Annotated in this window: 21 protein-coding genes, 1 tRNA gene and 1 riboswitch; of the genes, 7 read left to right on the plus strand and 15 right to left on the minus strand. The window is 69.0% G+C overall.

All coding sequences use genetic code 11. The annotated features are described in order from the left end of the window. Positions 1–63: 63 nt before the first annotated feature. From pknB to GT755_RS10155, 7 genes are all read right to left on the minus strand, one after another. Positions 64–1,962 (minus strand): Stk1 family PASTA domain-containing Ser/Thr kinase, encoded by a 1,899-nt coding sequence (gene pknB, locus GT755_RS10125; protein WP_161479482.1) that lies wholly within the window; start codon positions 1,960–1,962, stop codon positions 64–66. A gap of 64 nt (positions 1,963–2,026) precedes the next feature. Further along, on the minus strand, positions 2,027–3,370 hold the full coding sequence (locus tag GT755_RS10130) for a serine/threonine-protein kinase (RefSeq protein ID WP_161479483.1): 1,344 nt from the start codon (positions 3,368–3,370) through the stop codon (positions 2,027–2,029). Beyond that, a complete protein-coding gene (locus tag GT755_RS10135; protein ID WP_161479484.1) occupies positions 3,367–4,830 on the minus strand; it encodes a peptidoglycan D,D-transpeptidase FtsI family protein in 1,464 nt (487 codons plus the stop codon). The genes GT755_RS10130 and GT755_RS10135 overlap by 4 nt, the downstream gene beginning before the upstream one ends. After that, positions 4,827–6,176: an FtsW/RodA/SpoVE family cell cycle protein gene (locus GT755_RS10140; protein ID WP_161479994.1), complete on the minus strand. Its 1,350-nt coding sequence runs from the start codon at positions 6,174–6,176 to the stop codon at positions 4,827–4,829. The genes GT755_RS10135 and GT755_RS10140 overlap by 4 nt, the downstream gene beginning before the upstream one ends. A gap of 35 nt (positions 6,177–6,211) precedes the next feature. Further along, the gene (locus tag GT755_RS10145; RefSeq protein WP_161479485.1) at positions 6,212–7,555 is read right to left on the minus strand and encodes a Stp1/IreP family PP2C-type Ser/Thr phosphatase; all 1,344 of its coding nucleotides are present in this window, start codon (positions 7,553–7,555) and stop codon (positions 6,212–6,214) included. Beyond that, complete coding sequence (locus tag GT755_RS10150; RefSeq protein ID WP_030455205.1) at positions 7,552–8,025, minus strand: FHA domain-containing protein FhaB/FipA; 474 nt, start codon at positions 8,023–8,025, stop codon at positions 7,552–7,554. The genes GT755_RS10145 and GT755_RS10150 overlap by 4 nt, the downstream gene beginning before the upstream one ends. A gap of 17 nt (positions 8,026–8,042) precedes the next feature. After that, positions 8,043–8,786, minus strand: coding sequence for an FhaA domain-containing protein (locus tag GT755_RS10155; protein WP_030455206.1), 744 nt, complete (start codon positions 8,784–8,786; stop codon positions 8,043–8,045). Between the two features lie 108 nt (positions 8,787–8,894). Between GT755_RS10155 and GT755_RS10160 the strand changes: the two genes are divergently transcribed. Further along, a tRNA-Leu gene (locus GT755_RS10160) sits at positions 8,895–8,977 on the plus strand. A gap of 510 nt (positions 8,978–9,487) precedes the next feature. Here the strand turns inward: GT755_RS10160 and GT755_RS10165 are convergent. Together GT755_RS10165 and GT755_RS10170 are read right to left on the minus strand one after the other, a co-directional pair. Then, the gene (locus GT755_RS10165; protein WP_161479486.1) at positions 9,488–10,486 is read right to left on the minus strand and encodes a CNNM domain-containing protein; all 999 of its coding nucleotides are present in this window, start codon (positions 10,484–10,486) and stop codon (positions 9,488–9,490) included. Beyond that, positions 10,483–11,904, minus strand: a complete 1,422-nt coding sequence (locus GT755_RS10170) for a hemolysin family protein (RefSeq protein WP_161479487.1) — start codon at positions 11,902–11,904, stop codon at positions 10,483–10,485. The genes GT755_RS10165 and GT755_RS10170 overlap by 4 nt, the downstream gene beginning before the upstream one ends. 243 nt (positions 11,905–12,147) lie before the next feature. Here GT755_RS10170 and GT755_RS10175 point away from each other — a divergent pair, with 243 nt between their 5' ends. Beyond that, positions 12,148–13,311 carry an LCP family protein gene (locus GT755_RS10175; protein WP_328794277.1) on the plus strand — a complete coding sequence of 388 codons (1,164 nt, stop codon included), beginning with the start codon at positions 12,148–12,150 and terminating at the stop codon, positions 13,309–13,311. Here GT755_RS10175 and GT755_RS10180 read toward each other — a convergent pair. Next, the gene (locus GT755_RS10180; RefSeq protein WP_161479488.1) at positions 13,308–13,955 is read right to left on the minus strand and encodes a GOLPH3/VPS74 family protein; all 648 of its coding nucleotides are present in this window, start codon (positions 13,953–13,955) and stop codon (positions 13,308–13,310) included. The genes GT755_RS10175 and GT755_RS10180 overlap by 4 nt on opposite strands. A gap of 26 nt (positions 13,956–13,981) precedes the next feature. Between GT755_RS10180 and GT755_RS10185 the strand changes: the two genes are divergently transcribed. Further along, the gene (locus GT755_RS10185) at positions 13,982–14,860 is read left to right on the plus strand and encodes an Fpg/Nei family DNA glycosylase (protein ID WP_161479489.1); all 879 of its coding nucleotides are present in this window, start codon (positions 13,982–13,984) and stop codon (positions 14,858–14,860) included. A gap of 26 nt (positions 14,861–14,886) precedes the next feature. Next, positions 14,887–15,210: a rhodanese-like domain-containing protein gene (locus GT755_RS10190; protein WP_030455212.1), complete on the plus strand. Its 324-nt coding sequence runs from the start codon at positions 14,887–14,889 to the stop codon at positions 15,208–15,210. Between the two features lie 18 nt (positions 15,211–15,228). On the opposite strand, the gene GT755_RS10195 is transcribed toward GT755_RS10190, so the two are convergent. Continuing rightward, positions 15,229–15,726 (minus strand): C40 family peptidase, encoded by a 498-nt coding sequence (locus GT755_RS10195; RefSeq protein WP_161479490.1) that lies wholly within the window; start codon positions 15,724–15,726, stop codon positions 15,229–15,231. Positions 15,727–15,967: 241 nt separating this feature from the next. Between GT755_RS10195 and GT755_RS10200 the strand changes: the two genes are divergently transcribed. Continuing rightward, positions 15,968–18,292: a ThuA domain-containing protein gene (locus GT755_RS10200; protein WP_161479491.1), complete on the plus strand. Its 2,325-nt coding sequence runs from the start codon at positions 15,968–15,970 to the stop codon at positions 18,290–18,292. Between the two features lie 72 nt (positions 18,293–18,364). Continuing rightward, positions 18,365–18,835: a hypothetical protein gene (locus GT755_RS10205; RefSeq protein ID WP_161479492.1), complete on the plus strand. Its 471-nt coding sequence runs from the start codon at positions 18,365–18,367 to the stop codon at positions 18,833–18,835. Between the two features lie 455 nt (positions 18,836–19,290). Here the strand turns inward: GT755_RS10205 and GT755_RS10210 are convergent, their stop codons facing one another. Both GT755_RS10210 and GT755_RS10215 read right to left on the minus strand, forming a co-directional pair. Then, positions 19,291–19,920 carry a ComF family protein gene (locus GT755_RS10210; protein WP_161479493.1) on the minus strand — a complete coding sequence of 210 codons (630 nt, stop codon included), beginning with the start codon at positions 19,918–19,920 and terminating at the stop codon, positions 19,291–19,293. A 138-nt stretch (positions 19,921–20,058) separates the two neighbouring features. Further along, on the minus strand, positions 20,059–20,982 hold the full coding sequence (locus tag GT755_RS10215) for a DNA-processing protein DprA (protein WP_202609875.1): 924 nt from the start codon (positions 20,980–20,982) through the stop codon (positions 20,059–20,061). Positions 20,983–21,738: 756 nt separating this feature from the next. Further along, positions 21,739–21,850: riboswitch (TPP riboswitch) on the plus strand. Between GT755_RS10215 and GT755_RS10220 the strand changes: the two genes are divergently transcribed. Continuing rightward, entirely contained in the window at positions 21,842–23,209 is a 1,368-nt protein-coding gene (locus GT755_RS10220; RefSeq protein WP_161479495.1) for a purine-cytosine permease family protein, read from the plus strand. It overlaps the preceding riboswitch by 9 nt. Here the strand turns inward: GT755_RS10220 and GT755_RS10225 are convergent. Then, positions 23,174–23,818, minus strand: a complete 645-nt coding sequence (locus GT755_RS10225; protein WP_161479496.1) for a hypothetical protein — start codon at positions 23,816–23,818, stop codon at positions 23,174–23,176. The genes GT755_RS10220 and GT755_RS10225 overlap by 36 nt on opposite strands. Beyond that, on the minus strand, positions 23,818–24,585 hold the full coding sequence (locus tag GT755_RS10230) for a bestrophin-like domain (RefSeq protein ID WP_161479497.1): 768 nt from the start codon (positions 24,583–24,585) through the stop codon (positions 23,818–23,820). The genes GT755_RS10225 and GT755_RS10230 overlap by 1 nt, the downstream gene beginning before the upstream one ends. Between the last annotated feature and the right edge of the window lie 72 nt (positions 24,586–24,657).

Below are 24,657 nucleotides of genomic sequence, written 5' to 3' on the forward strand. Positions count from 1 at the left end.
TGTAACCGAAGTCACAGTGAGGGTTTCCGCCATTGCCCCCGAGTGGCGGAAACCCTTTCTGCGTTACTGGCCGAACTCGCCGGTCCCGCCGTTGCCGCCCGTGTCGACGTCGACGCCGTCACCGGGGTCATCCGGGTTGGTCGGGTCTTCGGTGCCGCCGGTGGGCTCGTCACTCGGGAACTCGCCGCCCGGGTCTTCGCTCGGCGGGAACTGCGGGTCGGTCGACGGGCCGCTGGAGACGACCAGCGTGATCGTCCGCTTCGGCTGCTGCTTCGACCCGCCGGCGGGGGTCTGGTCGATGACGATGCCGCGCGGGACCACGTCGCTCGGCTGCTCCGAGATGTTGACGTTGAAGCCCGCCTCTTCGAGCGTCTGGCGCGCGTCGTCGACCGTGAGCGTCGTCACGGTCGGGACCTCGATCAGCTCGACCGGCAGGGTCAGCTTGACCCGGCTGCCCTTGTTGACCTCTTCACCCGCGGGCGGGTCGGTCGCGGTGACCGTGCCCTGCTTGCCCGCGGAGCCCTTGAACTCGACCGTGAACTTCAGCCCGGCGGCCTGCAGCTCGGCGGTGGCGTCTTCACGGGTCTTGCCCACGACGTTGGGCACGGCGATGGTCTCGAGGCCCTTGGACACGAGGAGCTTGACCTCGCTGCCCTTCTGGATGTCCTCGCCCGCCGCCGGGTCGGTGCCGATCGCCCGGCCCTTGCGGTAGTCCTCGTTGAACTCCTCTTCGACCGTGACCTTGAACCCGGCCTTGGTCAGCGCCGCCTCGGCCTCGGCCCTCGGCTGGTCTTCCACGACGGGGACCGGGACGGTCTCGACCTTCTCGCCGCCGTCGGTGGGCGCGAGGAAGGTGAGGCCGACCCAGATGAACGCACCGATGATCAGCAGCGGGATGAGGATCCACGCCGCCGTCTTCGCGGCGGTCGCCCCGGCGCTGCTCTTCTGCCGGTGGCGGTCGCTGCGGCTGGTGCGCTCCTCCTCGGCGTAGTCGTAGGCCGGGATGTGGCGGGTGCCCTGCGCCGGGACGGCGCCCTGGGCGCTGGTCATGGTGCGGGTGCGGTCGGCGCCGGCGTACTGGCCGTAGTTGTTGGCCAGGGCCATCGTCTGCGGGTCCATCGGCATGCCCTGCACGGCCCGCTGGAGGTCGGCCCGCATCTCGGCCGCGCTCTGGTAGCGCTGCACCGGGTCTTTGGCCATCGCCTTGAGGACGATGGCGTCACACCACTTGGGGATCTCCGGGTCGATCCGCGACGGCGGGATCGGGTCTTCGCGGACGTGCTGGTAGGCGATCGCCACGGGGGAGTCGCCGGTGAACGGGGGCTGGCCGGTCAGCAGCTCGTAGAGCACGCAGCCGGTCGAGTAGATGTCGCTGCGGGCGTCGACGCGCTCACCGCGCGCCTGCTCGGGCGAGAGGTACTGGGCGGTGCCGATGACCTGGGCGGTCTGCGTCATCGTGGCGGCCGAGTCGGCCATCGCGCGGGCGATGCCGAAGTCCATCACCTTGACCTCGCCGTTGCGGGTCAGCATGACGTTGGCCGGCTTGATGTCGCGGTGGACGATCCCGCCGCGGTGGCTGTAATCGAGGGCCCGCAGGATGCCGTCGATCAGCTCGGCGGCGCGCTCGGGCATCAGCCGGCGGTCCTGGCGCAGCAGGTCGCGGATGGTCCGCCCGTCGACGTACTCCATGACGATGTAGGGCACCGGGGTGCCGTCCATCATGTCCTCGCCGGTGTCGTACACCGCGATGATCGACGGGTGGTTCAGCGACGCCGCCGACTGTGCCTCGCGCCGGAACCGGGCCTGGAAGGTGTGGTCACGGGCCAGGTCGGAGCGGAGGGTCTTGATCGCGACGATACGGTCGAGCCGGATGTCCCGGGCGCGATAGACCTCGGCCATGCCGCCACGCCCGACGACGCCGTCGAGTTCGTATCGACCGCCGAGTAGCCGTGGCTGAGTCATTTCCTGCACAGTCCCTTGCCGTTCATCGTGGGGTGCCGCCGTCGTCCATCATCGACCCGATACGTCATGGCGTCTCCTCATTCGGGAGCGCCGTGGCGCTTGGGGAAGGTATGGGCGTTGGAGTCTCACTTGGCGTCGGAGTCTCACTCGGCGTCGGGGTCGGGGTGGGAGTCGTCGTGGTCGTCGGCGACGGCGCGGGGCTCTTGCTCGGGATCGCCGTCTTGACAACGGTAGCCGACGGCGTGGGAATAGGCCGGGCCGACGGCACCGTGGGCGGCCGGCGCGTGGCCGGCACCAGGGGCGTGAGTGTGGTCCGCCTCGGCTGGTCGACCGGTGCGAACGTCACCTGACCACCATCTTCCGGCGACGTCCCGGTCACCGTCTCCGGCTCCTTCGAAGTCGGTATGAACTGAATCGCCCCGAATCCGGCCGCCGCGGCCGCGCCGACGGCGGCGACGACGAGGGCGGTCGTCCGCCGTCCGTTCGAGGGCAGCGGCCTGGTCGACAGCGGCCCGCCCGACGGCGGGGCGCCCACCCGGTTGGTGATGACCACGCTCGGCCCGGTGAGCGTGCTCAGTGCGGCCTCCTGCGGCCCGGCCAGGGAGTCGCGCAGCACCATCGCCCGGTCGCCCAGCTCCCGGGCGCTGCCGGGACGCCGCGCGGGGTCTTTGGACAGCAGCGCCATCACCAGCGCCCGCACCGCCTCGGGCACGTCGGCCGGCAGCGGCGGCGGCTGCTCGTTGAGGTGGAGCAGCGCCACGGCCACCTGGGTCTCGGCCAGGAAGGGCGGGCGGCCGGTCAGGCACTCGTAGGCCACCACACCCAGCGAGTAGAGATCGGTCGAGGGGGTGAGCTGATGGCCCGAGGCCTGCTCGGGACTGACGTACTGGGCGGTGCCGAGGACCGTTCCCGTCGCTGTGACCGAGGCCGACTCGAGCGCGCGGGCGATGCCGAAGTCGGTGATCTTGATCAGGCCGGTGCGGGTGACCAGCAGGTTGCCCGGCTTGACGTCGCGGTGGATGACGCCCGCCTGATGGGCGGCGTGGAGGCCGCGCGACGACTGCGAGACGACGTCGAGGGTGACCTCGGCGCTCAGCTTCCCGTTGCGCGCCAGGATCGCCGACAGCGGCTCTCCCGGCACCAGCTCCATCACCAGATAGGCGAGGTCGTTCTCCTCGCCGTAGTCGAAGACCTGGGCGATGCCCGGGTCGGCCAGCCCGGCGGTGATGCGGGCCTCGGTCCGGAACCGGTCGCGGAACGCCGGATCGGCGGCCACGTGAGCGCGCAGCAGCTTGACCGCGACCTCCCGGTGGAGCAGGTCGTCGGTCGCGCGCCAGACCTCGCCCATCCCGCCGATGGCGATCCGGGAGGTCAGACGGTAACGGTTGCCGAGCAGGCCATGGCTCATTTCGCTTCGAGCACCGCCTGCATGACGTCACGCGCCAGCGGCGCCGCCGTGCCACCACCGGTGGCGTCGTTGCCGGCGCTGCCCGCCTCGATGAAGACGCAGATCGCCGTCTCGGGGTTCTCCGCCGGGGCGAAGCCGATGAACCAGGCGTGCGGCGCCGGGGCGTCGCCCGCCTCGGCGGTGCCGGTCTTGCCGGCCACCGTCACGCCCGGGATCTGGGCGCCGGTGCCGGTGCCGTTGGTGATGACCGAGACCATCATCTGCTTGAGCTCGTCGGCCACCTCGCCGCTCAGGGCCTCGGTGAGCTGCTCGGGCTTCAGCTCCTCGATGACGCTGCCGCCCGGGTCGGTGATCTTGTTGATCAGCGTGGGCTTCATCAGCACGCCGCTGTTGGCGATCGCCGAGGCGATCTGCGCCATCTGCAGCGGGGTCTGCTGGTTGTTGCGCTGGCCGATCGAGAGTTGCGCGAGCGCCGCCGTCTCCTCGTCGGGGCCGATCGTGGTGTCGGCGGTCGGCAGCTCGAACTGGATCGGCTCGCCGATGCCGAACTTGGCCGACTCCTCGCGCATCTTGTCCCAGCCGAGGTCCATGCCCATCTGGCCGAACGGGGTGTTGCACGAGCGCTCCAGCGCGAACCGCAGCGTCACCTCGCCGCTGCCGCAGGCCGCGCCGCCGTAGTTGGGCAGGCCGGCGGTGGTGTCGGGCAGGTCGAGCACCTGCGGCGCCGGGACGGTCGTCTCGGGGTCGCGGCTGCGGTCGGCCTCCAGGAACGCCGCCGCGGTGACGACCTTGAAGGTCGAGCCCGGCGGATAGGTCTTCTCGGTCACCCGGTTGAGCAGCGGGTCGGTGTCGTCCTCGGCCAGCTTGTTGTAGGCCTGCGCCACCTTCGCCTTGTCGGGGGCGGCGAGGTCGTTGGGGTCGTAGGTGGGCAGCGAGACCATCACCTGGACGGCGCCGGTCTTCGGGTCGAGGGCCACCACGGCGCCGCGCTTGCCGCTTGCCCGCAACTTGTCGTAGGCGACCTTCTGGGCGGCCGGAACCAGCGTCAGGTCGACGCTGGCGCCCTTCGGGGGCTTCTTGCTGACGAAGTCGATCAGCCGGCCGACCACCAGGTCGGGGTCGCTGCCGTTGAGGAGCTTGTTCTCGTTCAGCTCGATGCCGCGGGCGCTCTCGGGTGCGAAGAAGCCCAGGACGTGGGCGTACATGCGGCCGCTGGGGTATTCGCGCTCGTAGCGGAAGGTCTTGTCGCCGGTGTCGATCGTCTTGGCCAGCGTGGTCTTGCCGTCGTCGGCGGTGATCCAGCCCCGGTCGACCCCGTAGCGGGCGTAGAACGACCGCTTGTTGCGGTTGTCGGTGCTGTAGTCGCCGGCCTTGACCGCGCCCAGGTAGTTCACGTTGATCATGAGCAGGGCGAACATGACCATGCAGGCGACGGCGGCGCGCTTGATGGTTGCGTTCATCGCGTGAACACCTGGGTGAGTCCTTCGTTCTGGATGGCCTGGGGCGGCGGGCGTCGTGCCGCGTCCGACATGCGTACCAGCAGGGCGATAAGGATCCAGTTAGTCAGCAGGGCCGAACCGCCCGCGGACAGGAAGGGGGTGACCAGACCGGTCAGCGGGATCAGCCGGGTCACGCCGCCGACGATGATGAAGACCTGCCAGGCCAGCAGGAACGAGAGCCCGCCCGCCAGCAGCTTGGTGAACGGGTCGCGGGCGGCCAGGGCGGTGCGCAGGCCGCGCTCGACGATGAGGGCGTAGACCATCAGGAGCGCCATCAGGCCGGTCAGGCCGAGCTCCTCGCCGACGACGGCGATGATGAAGTCGGAGAACGACAGCGGGATCTCGCGGGGGAAGCCCTGGCCGAGGCCGGTGCCGAGGATGCCGCCCGAGCCCATGGCGAACAGCCCCTGCATCAGCTGCTCGCTGCCGCCGAGCTCGCGGTTGTAGAACTCGGGGTTGCCCGGGTCGAGCCAGACCTCGAAGCGGTCCTGTACGTGGCCGAAGAGCTGCCCCGCCAGCACCGCGCCACCCACGAACAGCAGCACGCCGATGAGCACCCAGGAGGTGCGCTGCGTGGCGATGTAGAGCATCGCGATGAACGTGCCGAAGACCAGCAGGGAGCTGCCCAGGTCCTTCTGGAGCACCAGCACGCCGAGGCTCAGGCCCCAGGTGATGAGCACCGGCCCGAGGTCGCGCACGCGGGGGAGGTCGATGAAGAACAGCCGCCGCCCGGCCAGCGCCAGCACGTCGCGCTTGGCGACCAGGTAGCCGGCGAAGAAGATGACCAGCGCCATCTTGGCCATCTCGGCCGGCTGGTAGGTCAGCGGGCCGATCTTGATCCAGATGCTCGCGCCGTTGACGTCCTCACCGATGATCGGCAGCAGCGGCATGACCAGGAGCAGAAGGCCGAGGGCGCCCATGGTGTAGGTGAGGCGCTGCAAGGTCCGGTGGTCCTTCAACACGATCAGGGTCGCGGAGAACATCACCACGCCGAGCGCGGTCCACATGAGCTGGTTGGTGGCGGAAGCGCCGGCCTGTCCGGTCTGCTCGATCCGGTAGATGAAGACCAGCCCGATCCCGTTGAGCAGCGTCACCAGGGGAAGCAGCAGGGGATCGGCCCAGGGGGCCCATTTCGCCAGCACGCCGTAGGCGGCGAACATCAGCACGGCCAGCCCGAGGCCGTAGGTGAAGGTTCCGGAGGGGATCTGGCCGTCGATGCCGAGGCCGACGCTCGCGTAGGCGCCCATCACGACGACGATCGCGAAGGCGAGCATGACGAGCTGGGCGCCCCGCCGCTTCGCGGTCATCGGGACGGCCGGGGCCTCCGCTACGGGTGCGGTCGTCACGACGGCGTTTCCGAGGTGTCGGCCGGGGCGTTACTGGAGTTCTCGCCGGTGTTCTCGCCGGGGTTGGCCTGGTCGCCGGCCGGGCTGGGGGACGCGTCGGGGGTGGGGCTCTCGGTGCCGCCGGTGAGCGCGGCGATCTTCGCCTTGCCGGCGTCGACGTCGTTCACCATGATCCCGCTCCGCACCTTGTCCTGTTCGACCTGTGGGAGAGCCGAGACCGACAGGTCGGAGGTGTGGACGACGTGCTTGAACGAGACGAAGCCCAGATCGGCGTCGACCCCCTGGAACACCACGAGGCGGTCGTTCTCGGCGCCGACGTAGAACTGGTTCTGGGTCCACTGGTAGCCGAAGTAGCCTCCGGCTCCGAGGACTCCGACGACGGCGACCAGTAACGTCGTGGCCATCGGCCAGGTGCGCCGCTTGCGGGCGGCCCGGCGGCCGGAGGCCGCGAGGGCCTCCGGCGCCGGTCGGTCGTCGAGATCGAGGTCGACCATGACCGGCTGGGGCGCGGTCACCGTCGTGGCGCGGCCCGCCGGGTTGTCGGGTGGCGCCGAACGGACGCGTCCGGAACCGGCCGCTCCGACCACCGCCGCCGCGTGGCTGAGCGGCTGCACGTCGTCGGTCTCGATGACGTCGGCCACCACGCAGGTGATGTTGTCAGGTCCGCCGCCGCGATTGGCCAGGTCGATGAGCTGGCGTACCACGTCGTCGGGATCGTCGATGGTGGAGAGCGTGTGATGGAGTGTCTCGGCGCTGACGACGGTGGACAGGCCGTCCGAGCACAGCAGGTAGCGGTCGCCGATCTGGGCTTCCCGGTCCTGCAGGTCGGGGTCGACCTCGCCGCTGCCGTCGAGGGCGCGCAGGAGGATCGAGCGTTGCGGGTGGTTGGCGGCCTCTTCCTGCGTGATGCGGCCGTCGTCCACCAGCGACTGCACGAGTGTGTGGTCGTGGGTGATCTGGTAGAGCTCACCGTTGCGCAACAGGTAGGCCCGTGAGTCGCCCACGTGGACGAGCGCGAACCGGGTGCCGTTCCACAACATGGCGGTGAGCGTGGTCCCCATGCCCTTGAGGCTGGGATCGCGGGCCACCATCATGTGGAGCTGGTGGTTGGCGTCGCGGACCGCGGCCTCGATCGTGCCGACCAGGTCACTCCCGTAGGCGTCCCTGTCGAGGGACGACAGTGCGGCGATGGCGACCGAGGAGGCCACCTCACCGTGAGCGTGCCCGCCCATGCCGTCGGCGACGGCGAGCAGGCGGCCGCTGGCGTACGCCGAGTCCTCGTTTCCTTCGCGGAGGAGGCCGACGTCCGAGCGGGCGGCGTATCGGAGTGCTGTTGTCATTTGCGCAATTCGATGACGGTCTTGCCGATGCGGATCGGAGTCCCGAGAGGCACCGGCGTCGGGCGGGTCACTTTGGAACGGTCGAGGTAGGTTCCGTTGGTCGAGCCGAGGTCTTCCACGATCCACTGGCCGTCCTGGGGGAAGAGCTGGGCATGGCGGCTGGACGCGTAGTCGTCGCTGAGGACGAGCGTCGAGTCAGTGGCCCGGCCTATCGTGATCGGCTGTTCGGTGAGGTTGATGATGGTCCCTTGCAGGGGGCCACCTGTGACGACCATCTGACGTGGCTCCCCCCTCTTGGGCTTGGCAGGAATATTCTTCGCCGGTTTCGTGGGCAGCTTCCGGGGATTGGCGGAAGGTGCCGTTCGCGGACCGAACAAGTCTGTCCGGATCACGCCGACCGCGGCAATGACGAAGAACCAGAGCACCGCCAGGAAGGCGAGCCTGATCAGCAGCAGCGCGAGCTCGGACATGGACCGTTTGTCTACCTTTAATCGCGTCTGAACACCAGGGTCGTACGCCCCAGTGTCACCCTCGTCCCGTCTTGCATCTCGATCCTGCGGACCGGCTGCCCGTTGACGAAGGTGCCGTTCGTGGAACCGAGATCAACCAGAACGACCTGCTGACCCTCGACCCGTAGCTCGGCATGATGCCGCGATACGCCCGGATCCACCAGCCGTAGATCGCAATCGGTCCCGCGGCCCAGCAGAGTGACCGGTGTGGTCAGCTCGTAGGACCGCTGGCCCTGCGGGTCGTCCTGGGTGGACACCAGCAGGCGGGGCCGGCCGCCGAACGCGCTGCTCTTGCGAGCGGCGGGCACGTCGCTGACCGGTTGTCTGATCTCGTCTTGCTCGACCGTCGCGCCGCGGATGACCCCGGACCTGATCCGGAACAGTCCGACCGCTAGGTCTTCGGCGATCTCGAAGCGCACCCGGACGGGTCCGACGAACGAGTAGCCCTGCTCCTTGGCGTATTCCCGAGCGAGGTTGGCGAGCTCGTGGCTGATGCTGTCGGCATAGACCTCGAGCCGCTCGTTGTCGGTCGTGGACAGCTCGACCACGAAGTCGTTGGGCACGAGCGTTCTGCCCTGAGCGACGATCGCGGCACGGTCGTCCATCTCCCTCTGCACCGCGCTGGCGACCTCTACGGGTTGAAGGTCGGACTTGAACGCACGTGCGAAGGCCCCCTCAACCAAACCTTCGAGCCTGCGCTCGAAGCGCTGAAGGACTCCCACCGGGTACCTCCCTTCCTCCATCGTCTACACGGATCGTATCCGGGTTCAGTGGCACTGGCGGATCCGTGCTAACCTTTCCAGGCAGCCGAAAAGAGGCGCACCCGTAAGGGGCAAGTGGCGGAATGGCAGACGCGCACGGTTCAGGTCCGTGTGTCCGAAAGGACGTGGGGGTTCAACTCCCCCCTTGCCCACAGAGAATCGACCTCGCCGGTCGGAAGGACCACCTTCCGGAGGCGGGGTTTTTTCGTTGTGGGGCATAACGTCCCTGATGGCACAGCGGATCCTCCGTAGTCTGAACGGCGTTGATCCATATTCTCCGAAGCGCGGCTTTCAAACCGCTTGCACCCGGGTTCAGCGGAAAAAAGTTTGCCCGAAGTCTCGTCATGCGAGACCTGATGTCCCGAAATATGGTCACTTCGAGTGACGGCAGGGACCCGTGGGGCCAGACGGGACCGCGAGGGCGCGCCCCCGTCTGGACTGAGGAGCGCGGGAGAGCGAAGCGAACCGGAGCGACGAGGGAAGTCGGGGGCTGAGAGCGCCCGAGCCCCCGCGCCGGAGGCGCGGGAGTCAGACAGGCGCGCCCCCGTCTGGACTGGGGAGCGCGGGAGAGCGAAGCGAACCGGAGCGACGAGGGAAGTCGGGGGCTGAGAGCGCCCGAGCCCCCGCGCCGGAGGCGCGGGAGTCAGACAGGCGCGGGCGATCTACACAGTGAGGAGTTCACCGATCAACGACGTCACGGTGATCTCGCCGACGACCTCGCCCCGATCGTCGACAACCAGCCCGAGCTGCGCCCGCGCCTCCTGAAGCGCCGTCACCGCGTCGGGGATGGGGGTCGAGACCTTCAGGGTCGGTACGGGCGTCGCCAGCTCCCCAGGCGTCATCTCGGGATGGACCAGGCTGTCGCGGAGGTGCAGCACGCCCTTGACGCCCTCCGGAGAGGTCACCAGCATGCGCAGCCGGTTGGCCGCCACCGCCGTCTTGTGCACCCGGTCGGCCGGGGCGTCGGCGGGAATCGTGACCGCGTCGGCGAGCGGTGTCATCAGCCGCTCGACCGGCTGGTTCTGCACGCGCAGCGCCCGGGTGAGCAGGTCGTGCTCGTCGCGGTCGAGCATGCCCATCCGGCCCGACTCGGCCACCAGCACGGCGAGCTGGTGAGGGGTGCGGGCGGTGGCGAGCTCGTCGCGGGGGCGTACGCCGCACAGGCGCAGCAGGCCGTTGGTCAGCCTGTTCAGGCCGGCCAGCAGCGGGCGGGCCAGCCAGACGAAGCCGCGGAACGGCAGCGCCAGGGCCAGGGCGGCCGGCTCGGGGTGGGTCAGGGCCAGCGACTTGGGCGCCATCTCACCGACCACCATGTGCAGGAAGGTGACGATGCCGAGCGCGACCACGTACGAGATCGCGGTTCCCACGCTCTCGGGAAGGCCGCCCAGAAGCGGTTCGAGCAGGTGGTGCAGCGCCGGTTCGGTCACCATGCCCAGGCCCAGCGAGCAGAGCGTGATGCCGAGCTGGGCGCCGGCCAGCATGAGCGAGAGCTGGCGGCTGCCCCGCAGGGCGGCCCTGGCGGCGATCCGGGCGAACGGACCGGTGGCCGCCTCTTCGAGGCGGTGGCGGCGGGCCGAGATGACCGCGAACTCGGCGGCCACGAAGAACCCGTTCAGCGCCAGCAGTACGACGCCGAGCAGGAGCGCCATCGTGGAGCTCACACCGGCCTCCCCTGGAAGAGGGCCGAGAACAGCTCGGGGGCGTAGTCCTGCGGGCCGGTGTTCTCGTGGGCGGGCTCCTCGACGGTCTCCCCGGCCGGCGGGACCGCGATCGCGAGGCGGATCATCTGGGGCACCCGGCGGTGGACCTCCAGCACGGTCAGCAGCGCGTGGCGGGGTTCCTCGTCGTCGTCGAGCAGGTCGTGCTCCTCGACGGTCCCGACGGTCACCGCGTCGCCGGGCTCGGCCATGCGGCCCAGCTCGGCCAGCACGAGGCCGCCGACGGTCTCGTAGCCGTCGTCTTCTGGCAGGGTGACGCCGGTGGCGCGCTCGACCTCGTCGATGCGCAGGGTACCGGGCACGTCCCAGGAGCCGTCGGGGTTGACGGTGACGCCCAGGGGCTCGGGGTCGTTCTCGTCGACCAGTTCGCCGACGAGTTCCTCGGCCAGGTCCTCGATGGTGACGACGCCCGCGAGGCCGCCGTACTCGTCGATGACGCACGCGAAGGTGCCGCCGGACATGCGGGAGAGCAGGACCGGCACCGGCAGGCTGGCCGGGACCAGCAGCGGGGTGCGCATGATCCCGGCGATGGTCGCCTCGCCCTCGCGGCCCAGGTAGTCGAGCAGGCCGACGACGCCCACGACGTCGTCGGTGTCGCTGCCGAGCACGGGGTAGCGGGAGTGGCCGTGGTCGCGTACCGCCTCGATGAGGGACGACACCGGCGCGTCGGCGTGCAGGGAGACCACGCGGGGGCGGGGGACCATGACGTCCTCCGCGGTGCGGTCGCCGAAGTCGAGGGCGCGCTCCAGCAGGTCGGCCAGCCGGGGCGGCAGGTCGCCCGCCTCGCGGGAGTCGTCGACGATGCGGTGCAGCTCCTCGGGCGTGGCGCCGTGTTCGAGCTCCTCGACGGGCTCGATGCCGAACAGCCGGACCAGCCGGGTGGCCGAGCCGTCGAAGAAGCGGATCAGCGGCCCGAAGATCTTCAAGTACAGGAGGGTCGGGCGAGACAACCACATCGCGACCGGCTCGGGCCGGGCGATGCCCAGGTTCTTGGGCGCCAGCTCGCCGAGGATCATCTGGATGATCGTGGCGATGGCAACGCCGATCGCGACACTCACCCCGGGCACGGCCCCCGGCGGCAGCCCGAGGTCTTCGAGCGGGCCGCGGAAGGACACCGAGATCGCCGGTTCGGCGAGGAAGCCGACCAGCAGGGTGGTGACGGTGATGCCGAGCTGAGCGCCCGACAACATGAAGGAGAGCCGGCCGGTGACGTCGAGGGCCCGGCGGGCGGCGGGGTTGGAGTCGGCCTGCTGGCGCAGCAGCGCGCGGTCGGCGGCGACGTAAGCGAACTCCTGGGCGACGAAGAAGCCGGTCGCCAAGGTGAGGAGCAGGACGGCGAGGAGGCCGAGAACGATGGTCATCTCATCGCCTCACGTGGACCCGTGCCTAGGCACGGGCCGGTACTCCAGGGGTCCGAAACGGACACGACGGTCCTTTCAACTAGGGGTGCTTCAACCGTAACGGGCGAGCCGCCGATGATGTTTCCCGGATCGGATCTGTGTACTTTTCCATAGGAAAACCTTGATAACGGGCCCGCCCCGGACGGCTGTATCGGCGTACCGTCAAGGCAGAGTCAGAAGTCGGCAAGCGGGGGGTAGAGGAACGTGGTTGAGGACAACGAGCCGACGCGAATGGTGCGGCGGCCGCTGGACCCGGCCTACCCGGTTCGCGAGCCGGAAGTCAAGGGACCCGAGCCCAAGGGCCGTTCCAAGGTCTACGGCAAGCCCCGGAAGGGCAACTCACCGGTCCGGATGTTCAGCGGTGGGAACGAGCCAAAAGCGGCTGAGGCCCGTGACCGGGGGCCGCGCAAGCCACGTCGCATCGGCCGCAACATCGCCATCGGCGTGGCGGTCTTCCTGTCGCTTGTGCTGATCGGGGTCACGGCGCTGTTCTTCAGCGTCCAGGGGAAGATGAACAACGTCGACGCCTTCACCGACTACGACGGGCGTCCGGCCGAGACCCCGGGGCAGGACTGGCTGCTGGTCGGCTCCGACAGCCGGGCCGGGCTGAGCGCGGCCGAGCGGAAGAAGCTCCGCACCGGCTCCGCCGTGGGGCGGCGTACCGACACGATGATGTTGCTGCACGTCCCCGACGGCGACGGCCGGCCGACGCTGGTCAGCCTCCCGCGTGACTCCTACGTGCCGATCCCGGGCAACGGCAACGGCAAGCTCAACGCGGCCTACGCCTTCGGCGGCCCCAAGCTGCTGACCCAGACGGTCGAGCAGGTGACCGGCATCCGGATCGACCACTACATGGAGATCGGCTTCGGCGGCTTCGTCGGCATCGTCGACGCGGTCGGCGGCGTCGAGATCTGCCCCAAGCAGGCGATCAAAGACCCGAAGGCGGCCCTGAACATCAAGAAGGGCTGCCAGATCATGGACGGCGGCACCGCCCTCGGTTACGTCCGCACCCGCAAGACGGGCGCCATCCCCGACTTCGACCGCACCCAGCGCCAGCGCGAGTTCTTCTCCGCGGTGGTCAAGAAGGCCGCCAGCCCCGGCACCCTGATCAACCCGTTCACCGTCGTCCCGCTGGCCAACAGCGCCGCCGAGTCGGTCGCGGTCGACCCGGGCACCGGCCCGTTCAACCTGCTCTCGCTCGGCCTGGCCATGAAGAACAACCCGGTGACGACGGCGGTCCCGATCGGCTCGCTGCCCACCATCGACGGGCAGTCGGTCGTCAAGTGGGACACGACCAGGGCCAATCAGCTGTTCGAGGCGCTGGAGGCCGACAAGCCGGTGCCGAAGAGCGCGATCGAGAAGGGCTAACTGACGACCGTGACGACGACGGCCGTGGTGATCACCATCAGCACGGCCGCCTCCACGGCCGCGATGGCCTGCTTCACGCCCTCCCCGGCCCAGTCGCCCTCGGTGATCTCCTTCACCCGGGCCTCGTCGGCGCCGGGGAACTGCTTCTTGAGCGCCTTGGCGGCGTGCATGATCCCGATGAGCACCGCGGTCCGCTCGTCGGGCTCGGCGCCGTTCAGCACGCTCTCCACCCGCATCCGGACGGCCCTCTCGACGCTGCCGTCGAGCTCCGGATACTTGACGGTCTTGAACAGGCCGAGGATCTTGCCGCGTTCCTCCGAGAGCACCCCGCCCTCGACGAGCCTGACGAGCAGCCGCTCGCGCACCTTGGCGCCTTCGAGCTTGTCGACCCACCATTCGGGCTTGCGGACCTTGGCCTCGGCGGCGATCCGCGCCAGCGCGGCGTCGAGCTCGGGCTCCCCGACGGGGGTCGGGTCGGTGACGACGACCTTCTTGTCGGTCAGGGTGAGCCGGTCTCTGATCGCCAGTTCGGCCAGCAGGGCGCCGGCGAGACCGGCGTTCAGCTCGGTGGAGCCGATCGTGGGCCGGCCCTTCTCCTCGTCGTAGCCGAGAAGCAGCACGTCTTCGGCGATGATGCTGGTCATGTGCCCGTCCCTACGTAGTCTGAAGTATGCCTGAATTGCCCGAGGTGGAGTCGCTGGCCGAGTTCCTGCGGGAGCGTGCGGTCGGACAGGTCGTGCAGGCCGTCGACGTGGTGGCGTTCTCGGCGTTGAAGACCGTTTCGCCGCCGATCACCGCATTGGGCGGCCTCACCGTGACGACGGTCGCCCGCCATGGGAAGTTCCTCGATCTCGACTGCGACGGGATCCACCTCATCTTCCATCTCGCGCGCGGCGGCTGGCTGCGCTGGCGCGACGACCTCTCGGGCGCCAAGCCCGTGCGGCCGGGGAAGGGCCCGCTCGCGCTCCGGGTACGGTTCGCGCCCGACGCCCTCGGCGTCGCCCCCGGCTTCGAGCTGACCGAGGCGGGCACCCAGAAACGTCTGGCCGTCTACGTGGCGGCCTCACCGGGCGACGTGCCGGGCATCGCCTCGCTCGGGCCCGACCCGCTCACCCCCGACTTCACCGTCGAGACCCTCGCGGCCATCCTCGAAGGCAAACGCACTCAGATCAAGGGCTTGCTGCGCGACCAGAAGGTCATCGCCGGCATCGGGAACGCCTACTCCGACGAGGTGCTCCACGCGGCGAGGATGTCCCCGTTCAAGGTCGCCTCGACCCTGACCCCCGAACAGGTCGCCTCCCTGTACGACGCCATCGTCGTCACCCTGAAAGAGGCGATTGAGCGTGCCCGGGGCATCGCCGCCAAAGACCTGAAGGCGGAGAAGAAGTCCGGGCTGCGGGTGCACGGGCGTACCGGCGAGAAGTGCGAGGTGTGCGGCGACACGGTGCGGGAGGTCTCCTTCGCCGACTCCTCGTTGCAGTACTGCCCGACGTGCCAGACGGGCGGCAAACCGCTGGCCGACCGGCGGATGAGCAAACTGCTCAAGTGAGGACCACCTATCCCTACACTGGGCGCATGACTCTGCGGGACGTGCAACCGACCGGCGTGCCTGACGGCGCCTACCTGCTTGACGTGCGTGAACTCGACGAGTGGCGGGCCGGGCACGCCCCCTCGGCGACCCACATTCCGCTCGGCCAGCTCCAGAACCGGGTGGGCGAGGTGCCCCAGGGCCAGCCGGTCTATGTGATCTGCCGGGTCGGCGGCCGGTCGGCCCAGGCGGCGACGTGGCTGAACCACGTGGGCTGGGAGGCCGTCAACGTCGGCGGCGGGATGCAGTCGTGGGCGGCGTCGGGGCTGCCGATGGAGAGCGAGAGCGGCCAGCCGCCCTACGTGGCCTGACCCCTGACGAGGGGCGGGTCACATCCGGTAGTAGCCGAGCAGGTCGTCGAGCGCGGTCACCGGGTCGACGCGGACGATGGTGCCGGTCTTGAACGCGTTGATCATCTTCCCGCCGCCGATGTAGACGCCGACGTGGTGGGTGCGCTCGGCCGTGCCGAAGAAGACCAGGTCGCCGGGGGCCGGGACCGGGGCCGGGCGTAGCCGGCGGAGATGGTCGTCGGTGGTGCCGGGGCCCAGCACGTCGTGGCCGTAGGCGATCTCGTAGACCCAGCGGGTCAGCCCGGAGCAGTCGAGGCCGTTGGTCCGCGTGGCCGGGCAGGGCTTGATGTCGCCCCGGTAGCCCTTGCAGGTGCCCAGTGAGGGCCCGGCGCTCCCGGCGTGGCCGCCGCCCCACGAGTAGGGGTACTGGCCGATCAGGGCGTACGCCGACGCCAGGACCTGGGCCCGTTCGTCCGGCCGGGGAACGGACGCCACCGCCAGGACCAGGATGAGTGCCATGATCACGGAAATTTTCATCGATACGAGGATAGGGATCGAACGAAACTTTTAGGCGGAAAGTTTCGTCGATGAAAATCAGAAGTCCGTAAGATCGTTGACAAATGTGTGCGATGAAGCTCACACTTCGGACATTCATCGCGTTAGGCATTGGGTCGGCGCTCAGACGCGCGGTGGAGTTCCTGTTCGACCCGAAAAGAGGAGCCACATGCCGTCCTCTCGCCCCCGTCCCACCCGATCGTTAACCACTGCCCTGCTCGCAGTGCCCGCCTTGCTCCTCGGCACGCCCGGAGTGGCGTTCGCCGCCGAGAGCGGAGCCCCGCCCGTCCTGGACGTGGCGACGCTCTCCCCTGTGCACCCCGTCCCGAACTACAACGGCGTGGCCAACAACGCCTACGTGACCTCCACCAGCACCGGTCCCGGCGGCTGGTTCACCGGCAACGACGTCACGCTGAACCTGTCGGCGACCGACGACGACGCCGTCAACCTCTTCCGGGTGACCGTCGCGGGCAGCACCGTCGAGGTGCCGGCCGTGCGGAACGGAAACCGCGGCACGGCCACCCACGTGATCAGCGGCGACCGCAACGGCAGCGTGAGCTACGTCGCCGTCGACGCGGCCGGGAACGCCTCGGCCTCGCGGTCGATCACGGTGCGGATCGACACCAAGCCGCCGGTCGCGGCCTGGCCCGGCATCCCCAACGGCAAGGTCGCGCACAGCGCGCTGCCGGCCGCCATCAACCCGACCCGTACCGACCCCACCCCCGGCGCGGGCGGCGCGGCGGTGCGGGACATGTGGATCGACGGCGTCTGGACCTACCCCCTGCCGCTCGACCTGGCCACCCTCTCGGTCGGCGAGCACACCTGGGCCGTCAACATCGGCGACTCCGCCGGCAACGCCGCCAAGTACACGCTGACCTTCGAGATCACCACCTCGGTCGCCGACCTGCGCGCCCTGGTCCAGCGGTACGTGACCGCCGGCAAGGTCTCCGTGCCCAACGGCGACCGGCTGCTGGCGCTGCTCGCCGAGGCCGAGAGCGGCGACGCCGAGGCGGCGCTGGTCAAGTTCGGCGCGCTGGCGGCGAAGGTGACCCCCGCGGGCTACATGCGCGACTCGCTGGTCAAGGACGCCGCCTACCTCGTCGAGGAGCTCCAGGGCGTCGACCACCCCGACGTCGTCACCGGGATCGCGGTGAGCGCGGGCAAGGGCATGGAACGTTACCCGTTCCGCGCCCCGGGCGAGGCCGTGCGGAACAACCGGCCCAAGTTCAAGATCCTGCTGTTCGGCAACCGTCCGGGCGCCTTCCGGCACGAGCACATCCCGCTGACGATGGCGATGATCCAGGACCTCGGCCGGGAGAACTCCTTCGACGTCGACGTCTACGACTACCTCAGCCCCGAGGTGTCCGTCGCGGGCAACCCGTTCGAGAGCGCCGAGCGCCTGTCCCAGTACGACGCCCTCGTCGGCGTCTCCAGCGTCGGCAACGACGTGTTCGTCACCAACCGGCCCTCGACGACGACCCCCGGGGCCACGGTCGACGAGCAGGCCGCGCTGCAGACCTACATCCGCAACGGCGGCGGCTTCGTGGCCATCCACGGCGCCACCGACTCCATGCACAACTGGGACTGGTACAAGAACCTGGTCGGCGGCGAGTTCGACAACCACGGCTCCAACGCCGGCGGCATCCAGAACACCTGCGGCGGCTGCGTCATCGGCGAACTGGTCACCGAGGACGACACCCACCCGGCCACCCGCCACTTCGCCAAGAAGATGACGGTCATGGACGAGCTCTACAACTGGCGGGGCTTCCTGCCCCGCGAGAAGGTGCACGTCCTGCAGACGCTGACCGAGTCGACCTACGTGAACGGCATCGGCAACAGCGCCGGCCGGATCGAGGGCGCCGACCACCCGATCTCGTGGTGCACCAACTACGACGGCGGGCGGTCCTTCACCCAGGCGCTGCTGCACAACTGGCAGAACACCGCCGACCCGATCTTCCAGAAGAACATCCTGGAGGGCATCAAGTGGGCCGCCGGGCAGTCCTCCGGCAACTGCTCCACCCACCTCGAGATGCGCGGGCTGGTCGCCGCCGGCGTGGCCGACGGTTCGGTCGACGCCGGTCTGGCCGCCACGCTGAACGGCGCGATCGACGCGTCGTACAACGCGTACCTGATCAAGGACTACGTCAAGGCCATGGAGCAGGCCAAGGTCGTGCGCCGGGAGGTCAAGGCCAACCTGCCCGGCCCGGACAACACCCCGATCCGCGAGCGGGCCAAGGAGCTCGCCGAGTGGATGAAGGTGCTCGCCGACGACGCCGTCGTCCTGCGGTTCCAGTCGGAGCCGGTGCCGGCCACCCACCGGGCCGGTGACGACGCGGTCTTCGCCGCGCCCGCCGAGGGCCAGAACGTCGCCTACCAGTGGCAGGTCAAGGCGCCGGGCGCGGCCGACTGGGCCGACGTGCCCGGCCAGACCTCGTTCGCGATCGCCGTGACCGCGACGCCGGAACTGGCCGGCTCGGAGTACCGGGTCCGCGCCTCGGACCCGACCGGCGCGATCGTCTCGCGTTCGGCGGTCCTGCGGGTCAACTGACCCGTCCCGTCTCACCGCCGGTGGCCCGAGTTCCTCGGGCCACCGGCCTCGCACCAAGCATGGAGTGAACCGATGCTCCGCCGTCTCATGACACCCGTGGCCGCGCTCGTCCTGTGCGCCGCGTGCGGCGCCCCGGCTGATCCCACGGCCGACTCCCCGCCGGGGGCGGTCACCTGTGAATCGGGGCCGCGTACGTCCCTGGCCGGGCCCGGCGACACCGAGTGGCGCCACCCCGACCGGTCGTTCTACGCCCCGGCCGACCCGGATGTGCCCACTGGCGGCAGTTTGGAGCACCTGATCGTCCGGGACAACGCCCTGATCGTCCAGTACTCGCGGGAGCTGCCGCAGCCGTCGATCGACGAGATCCGCGACTGGGCGGCGATGCAGACCGCGACGGTGGCCGTACCGGGACCGGCCGATCCCGTCATCCGCGCCACGCTCGCCTCGACGGAGCTCACCTGCGACGGACTCGATCTGAACCAGCTCACGGAGTTGGCCCGCTCGCGGACACCTGGAGAGGTGGCCGACCACGGCGATCAGTAGCGCCGAATGGTGGTTGTGGCCGTCGGGCCCGGCGCTCCGACGCCCGCTGAGGCGGCGCTTGATCCCGTGGCAGCGGTGAAGGCGCGGTGCATGCCGGGCCACGGCCTCATGATTGTGTGCGGGGGCATTCATTCGCCGGCGCGCGCTGGCGACGCTCCGCTTCAGACAGGACGGATGGCTGGAATTCGGGCGAGAACGTGTGGTGGCGTACGAGATGAGGATGAAGCTCGCTCCTGCGAAAGAGCGGATCCGATCGCTGGTGCTCCGCGTTCGTTGATTGCGCAATGGGGACCCGGCTTGTGTGCCAACCCTGTGAGTTCCACCTTGAGTGTGTCGTCGGCGTCGTCGCAGGCCTGGTCGAGGTCCTTGTCAGCCCCGGTGTCGGGTGACCGTGCGTTCGCGACAGTGTGGGCGTCAGAGCTCCCAATCTACGCGGCTGCGCGCTGGTCCAGAGGTTATGGATGTGCGCCTTCCACGCAGCAACGTTCGAAGTCGAAGGGTTCTTGTTCGGCCTTCTGCCAGATCCGGACCTTGTTGTCGTTGAATTTGGTATCGATGATGCGTCCTATCACCAGCGCCACGACGCAGGTTGCGCCTTTGAGGCGGAGTGTGGAGGCGGCACTTTGGACGTGGGCGCCGGTGGTGAGTATGTCATCGACCAGCAGCACCGTCTTGCCGGCGACGGGGGCCAGAGGGCCGGTGACAAATGCGTCGTCGGCTGGCTCCGAACGTCCGATCCTGCCCGTCCCCCGCTCCAGCAGTATCTGGCGAATCCCGCGGAAACTCTGGACCATCTTGACCACCCCGACCAAGGGATGGATGGCGCGAACCGGAGTGGGCCGAGTGGAAGGTATCACGGCCACGACGTCGAAATCACTGCCGCTCATTTCGCGCAGGCACGTCGCATGTGCTTGATAGAAACGATCGATGATCGCTCCGAGTATTGCAGTTTGACGTGCGATTGCCTTCTGCCGTGACGCGGGGTGGTTCTTGTAGTCCCGTAGGAGCTCATAGACGGGATCGTCGTGGGTCCGACACAGCGTGATCGGCACGACCTTGTCGGTCGGATACGTGACCTTGTTCATCGTCTGGACGCAATTAAGGCACCAGGAGTGGCCGCCGTTGGGGCCTGAGTGGCATATCTGGCACACGCCGGACCCCGCAGGCGGCACGTTCTTCAGCTGAGGACGGATGTTCTCGGTGAGCTCGAAAGGATCCATCGCTCAATGGGGAATTGATGGCTGTGGACGCGGCACATCTACTAGCTTGTCCACGATTGTCACGATGTCGTCAATACCGTGGACGACAGTTACACCTCCCCGGCGCATATAGTGGTGGACCCATTCGTTCTGCTCGTGAAGCGCATGAGGAACGAAAAGACGCCTGCCCTGTTTCTGAGTGATTGTCGCCTGTGTTTTTGTGCCGCCTGCCGGTCCGGCTTCGATGATGAGGGTGCCGATGGCCAGACCGCTGGTCACGGCGTTGCGCAGGGGGAACGTGTTGCGAGTTGGAGGCTGGTCGGGCCAGAACTGGGAGACCACTGCCCCCGAGTCGGCGATCCGCTTATCGAGCTCGGCGTTCTCCGCGGGGTAGGTCCGCGACAAGATCCCAGTCCCGAGCGCGGCGATTGTTCGTCCGCCCGCGGCGAGAGCGGCGGTGTGGGCGGCGGTGTCGATGCCGCGGGCCAGCCCGGACACCACGGTGATACCGGCTTCGGCCAGGCCATGTGCCAGCCGGGCGGCCAGAGCAAGGCCCTCGGGGCCGGCCTGGCGGCGGCCGACGACCGCGACGGCACGCTCATCTGCTTCAATGAGGTCGCCGCGGACCCACAGGAACGGGGGCCGGTTGAAGACCAGATACAGGTTGAGTGGGTAGTCCTCGTCCAGCACAGTGAGCAGCCGAGTCCCGTTTGCCTGGGTGCGGCCGATGAGTTCGCGAGCCTGGTCCAGATGGGCGGGCTTCAGCCGGGCGAGGACGTCGGTGGCGTGAGCTGCTTGACGCTCATCCAGGCGGGACAGGTCACCTTCGATGAGCCGCAAGGCACTGTGGGAACTGGCGATAATGCTCGCCGTGTCGTGCCAGCGATGAGGTGTGGCGTTGGTGAGGGCCAGGACGGCCGCTTGCTCATCGATCGATGCAGACGACATCATCCCTCCCTCGAAACTTTATTCGATTCGACATTACGCCGTCCTTTTGGGGCTGACCAGCCTGTGTTCGCCAGCCATCTGTCCCCTTGTGTGGTTTGGATCGTGACCCTGTTTGTGGGGCTGCATGGAGATCGGTTTCAGGGACGCCGACGGTCCATGGCGCCCACCCTGCCGGGAGATCGCGATCGTTACCCGTGGATTCGAGTAGTCGGTCTTGGCCGCCCCGTCGCTCGGGCACGGTCAGCTTGCAGCCGTCGACGGCCCATGTCGGGGGAGGTGACCAGAAGCTCTCCCTGGTAGCCAACCGAGGATCTCCAACGTGTCATCGGCGCCACCCGGGCGGACCAGGAGCACCAAGCCGTACAGCCGCCACGCGTTCGGCGAAACGTGGAGTGGAATCGCGGGCCGGTGACAGCAGCTCAAGCGTCCAGGCTGGGAACCTGCCCGGCGTCGTAATGGCAGTTTCTGGCTCGCAGGCTCAGTCGGACGGCGGGCTGTAAGGGCGCGGGTCGGGCCCGATGTGGGTCAACTCTCGTGGGAGCACAGGTGCCATGGAGTTTGTTGGCTGGTCAGCGTGCAACTCTGAGTCTTTCGTCCAGCTCGAAAGTACAGCTACCACCACGGATGTAGCTGTACTTCTGCGTACCCCAGCGGACGGTCCCTGTGCGTAGGAGTCGCGGCACCTAGGGCTGGCCGAATGAGGGGCCGTGATGCATCATGTGGGGGCGAACTGGGATGATCCCGGTTGGCGAACAACCTAAGAACCGCGGGAGCTCGGGCGTAACCGGGCTGAGAGGGCGACCAGCGTCGCCGACCGCATGAACCTGTCCGGGTAATGCCGGCGTAGGGAGCGTGTGTGATGACTGCCGTCGTCGACTCCGAAGCACCCCTCACCCTCGACGAGGCTCCGCCGAAGACGCTCGGCCTGCTCGACCAGGGTGCCCTGTGGGCCAACCTCGGAGTGTCACTGCTCGGGTTCTCAGGAGCGATCGCACTCGTCAACCCTCTCGGCGACCGTCCGCTGAGCTTCGTCGCGGCCCTCACGGCCGCGGTGGTGGGCAGTCTCATCGGCACGGCCATGGTCGGCCTGTCGGCCATCCCGGGCACCCAGACGGGCGCTCCGGCGATGATGCTGCTCAGAGGGCTTTTCGGGGCGAGACTCTCCTATCTCCCGAGCGTGCTGAACATCATCCAGATGCTGGGCTGGGGGGCCTTCGAGCTCTGGGTCATCGCCCAGGGCGCCCAGGCCATCGCGGGCCAGTTCGGCGTCACCGTGCACTACGCGGTCTGGGTGGTCGTCGCCGGGGTGATCACCACGGCGCTCACGATCAAGCCGCTGGGGGCGGTGCGCATCCTGCGCAGGTACGTCACCGTCGGCGTGGTCCTGGCGATGATCTATTTCGCGTACGAGCTGATCTCCCGCGGGCCCTCGCTGGGAGCCGGGTCGTGGGAGGCGTTCACGCCGGCCGTCGACTACGTCATCGCGCTGAGCGTGTCGTGGGTGCCGCTGGCGGCCGACTTCTCGCGCTTCTCGAAGAGCTCGCGGGCGGCGTTCGGCGGGGTGGTCGGCGGTTACACGATCGCCCAGGTGGCCTGCCTGGCGCTGGGCATCGCGGCGCTGGCGCTGGTCGGGAACGACACGAACAAGGTATGGGACCCGTTCGTCACCGCGTCGCTCGGGGCGGTCTTCTTCGGGATCCTGGTGCTGCGTGAGACCGACCAGTCGTTCGTGAACGTCTACTCGGTGACGATGTCGCTGCAGAACCTGCTGCCGAGGGTCGACCGGCGTGTGCTGTCCCTGATCATCGGGGTGCTGGTCACGCTGCTGGCGATCTTCGTGAGCGCGGACACGTACTCGGCGTTCCTGGGGATCATCGGGGCGGTGTTCGTGCCGATGTTCGCCGTGCTGGTGGTCGACTACTTCCTGCTCGGCGGTTCGCGCGGCTGGGACACCTCCGACCACGCGCCGTCGCGGTGGTCGATGACGGTGCCGTGGCTGCTCGGGTTCGCCACCTGGTGGATGCTCGGGGCGCTGCCCGACATCGGCTGGTGGGAGGCGATCTGGACGTCGGCCCGGGAGGCCGTCGGGTTCACCCCCGCGCCGTGGATGAGCGCCGCGCTCGGCTCCTTCCTGGTCGCCGCCCTGGTCACGCTGGCGATCGGAGCCTCACGCGGCGCCCGGCCACGTCGTCTATCTGATGCGGGTGAAGGCCACCGCCGCGGCTGAGGCGATCACGGTCGACAACACGACCATGAACAGCACCGACTTCAGCGGGTTCTCACGCTTGGGCGGGTTGGCCACGGCCGCGACCCTCGGTCTGCGCGGCTCCGGCGTGGCCGACGGGGTCGGCTTGGGACGCGGAGAGGGCTTCTTCGTGGTGGGGGCGGGTTTCGGAAGGCGTACCGGAACGACCCTGGCCGGGCGCTCCGCCCTCGGCGTCGGCTCCTTCACCGGAGGCGGCGGGGGTGGCGGTGGTGGCGGGGGCGGAGGCGGTTCCTCCTCGGCCGGCGGTGGCGGCGGTGGTTGTTCCACCTCCGGCTCCTGTGGCACGGGCGGCGGTTCCTCCTCGGCCGGCGGTGGCGGTGGGGGTGGCGGTTCCTCCTCCGCGGGTGGCGGCGGGGGTGGTGGCGGCTGGTCGCACGGCGGTTGCTGCCCGACGCCGACCCCCAGCTCCACGTCGAGGACCACCCCGACCTTGACGCACACGCCCACGCCGGGCCCCACGTCGAGGCCCACCCCGAGGATGTCGTCGGCCGTCGCGGCCGGGGCCGAGGCCACCGACAGGGTGGCCAGCATCAGGAAGCCGAGCGTGGCGGCCGTTATCCGGTTGTTCATCAGCTCAACCCCGATATGCGGCCGAACTCGGCCAGCGCACTGGTGAACGCGTCGGGCTTGACCGCCAGCCCGCCGTCGAACACGTGGACGATGTCGAAGGCCATGTAGATGCCGACCCCCAGCAGCGCGGCCATGGCCAGCATCGGCAGCAGCGCCATCCCCTTCGGCCGGGCCCCGGCCAGGAACGGGAAGACCAGCACGATCAGGCCGGTCACCACGGTCAGCACCAGCAGGATCGTCGGCGGCGTCGCCCCGGCGTCGGCGGCGCGCTGCCGCCGCGAGGAGCTGAGCTGGGAGATCTGGTCCATGACGGCCGCCTTGGCGTCTTCCTGGTCTTCGCCGTCGACGACCAGACCGGCCACCTGGGTGCGCAACGTGTTCAGGCGGGTGGTGCCCTCGGGGCTGAGCCGCCCGTCGGCCATCAGCGGCCACTCCTGGTCGACCACGAAGCCGACGTAGTCGCGCAGACCGGCCTGGACCTGCGCGGCGGCCGGGCCGGGCAGCTCGTCGGCCGCCCAGTAGGCCTCCACGGCCGACTGGCTCTCGGTGTAGGTGTTCTGCCGGGCCGAGTCGGCGGTCGTCCACGGCACGACGATCGCGATGGCGAAGACCAGCAGGAACAGCGCCGACAACATCGACCCGGCGTGGCCGACCGACGGGCCGCCCGGGTCGGAGTCTTCACTGCCGGCGCCGAACTTTCGGAAAAGGAGCGCCGACAGCGCCACCACGGCGATCGCCGACCCCACGGCGACGATGAACCCCAGCATGACCACTCCCCACTAGTGACCTGGTGATTGCTCGGCGTGAGATTACTATCACATTGAGTGATCACAGGTTTA

Origin of the sequence: Herbidospora solisilvae (assembly GCF_009901565.1) — a bacterium.
Taxonomy (GTDB): domain Bacteria; phylum Actinomycetota; class Actinomycetes; order Streptosporangiales; family Streptosporangiaceae; genus Herbidospora; species Herbidospora solisilvae.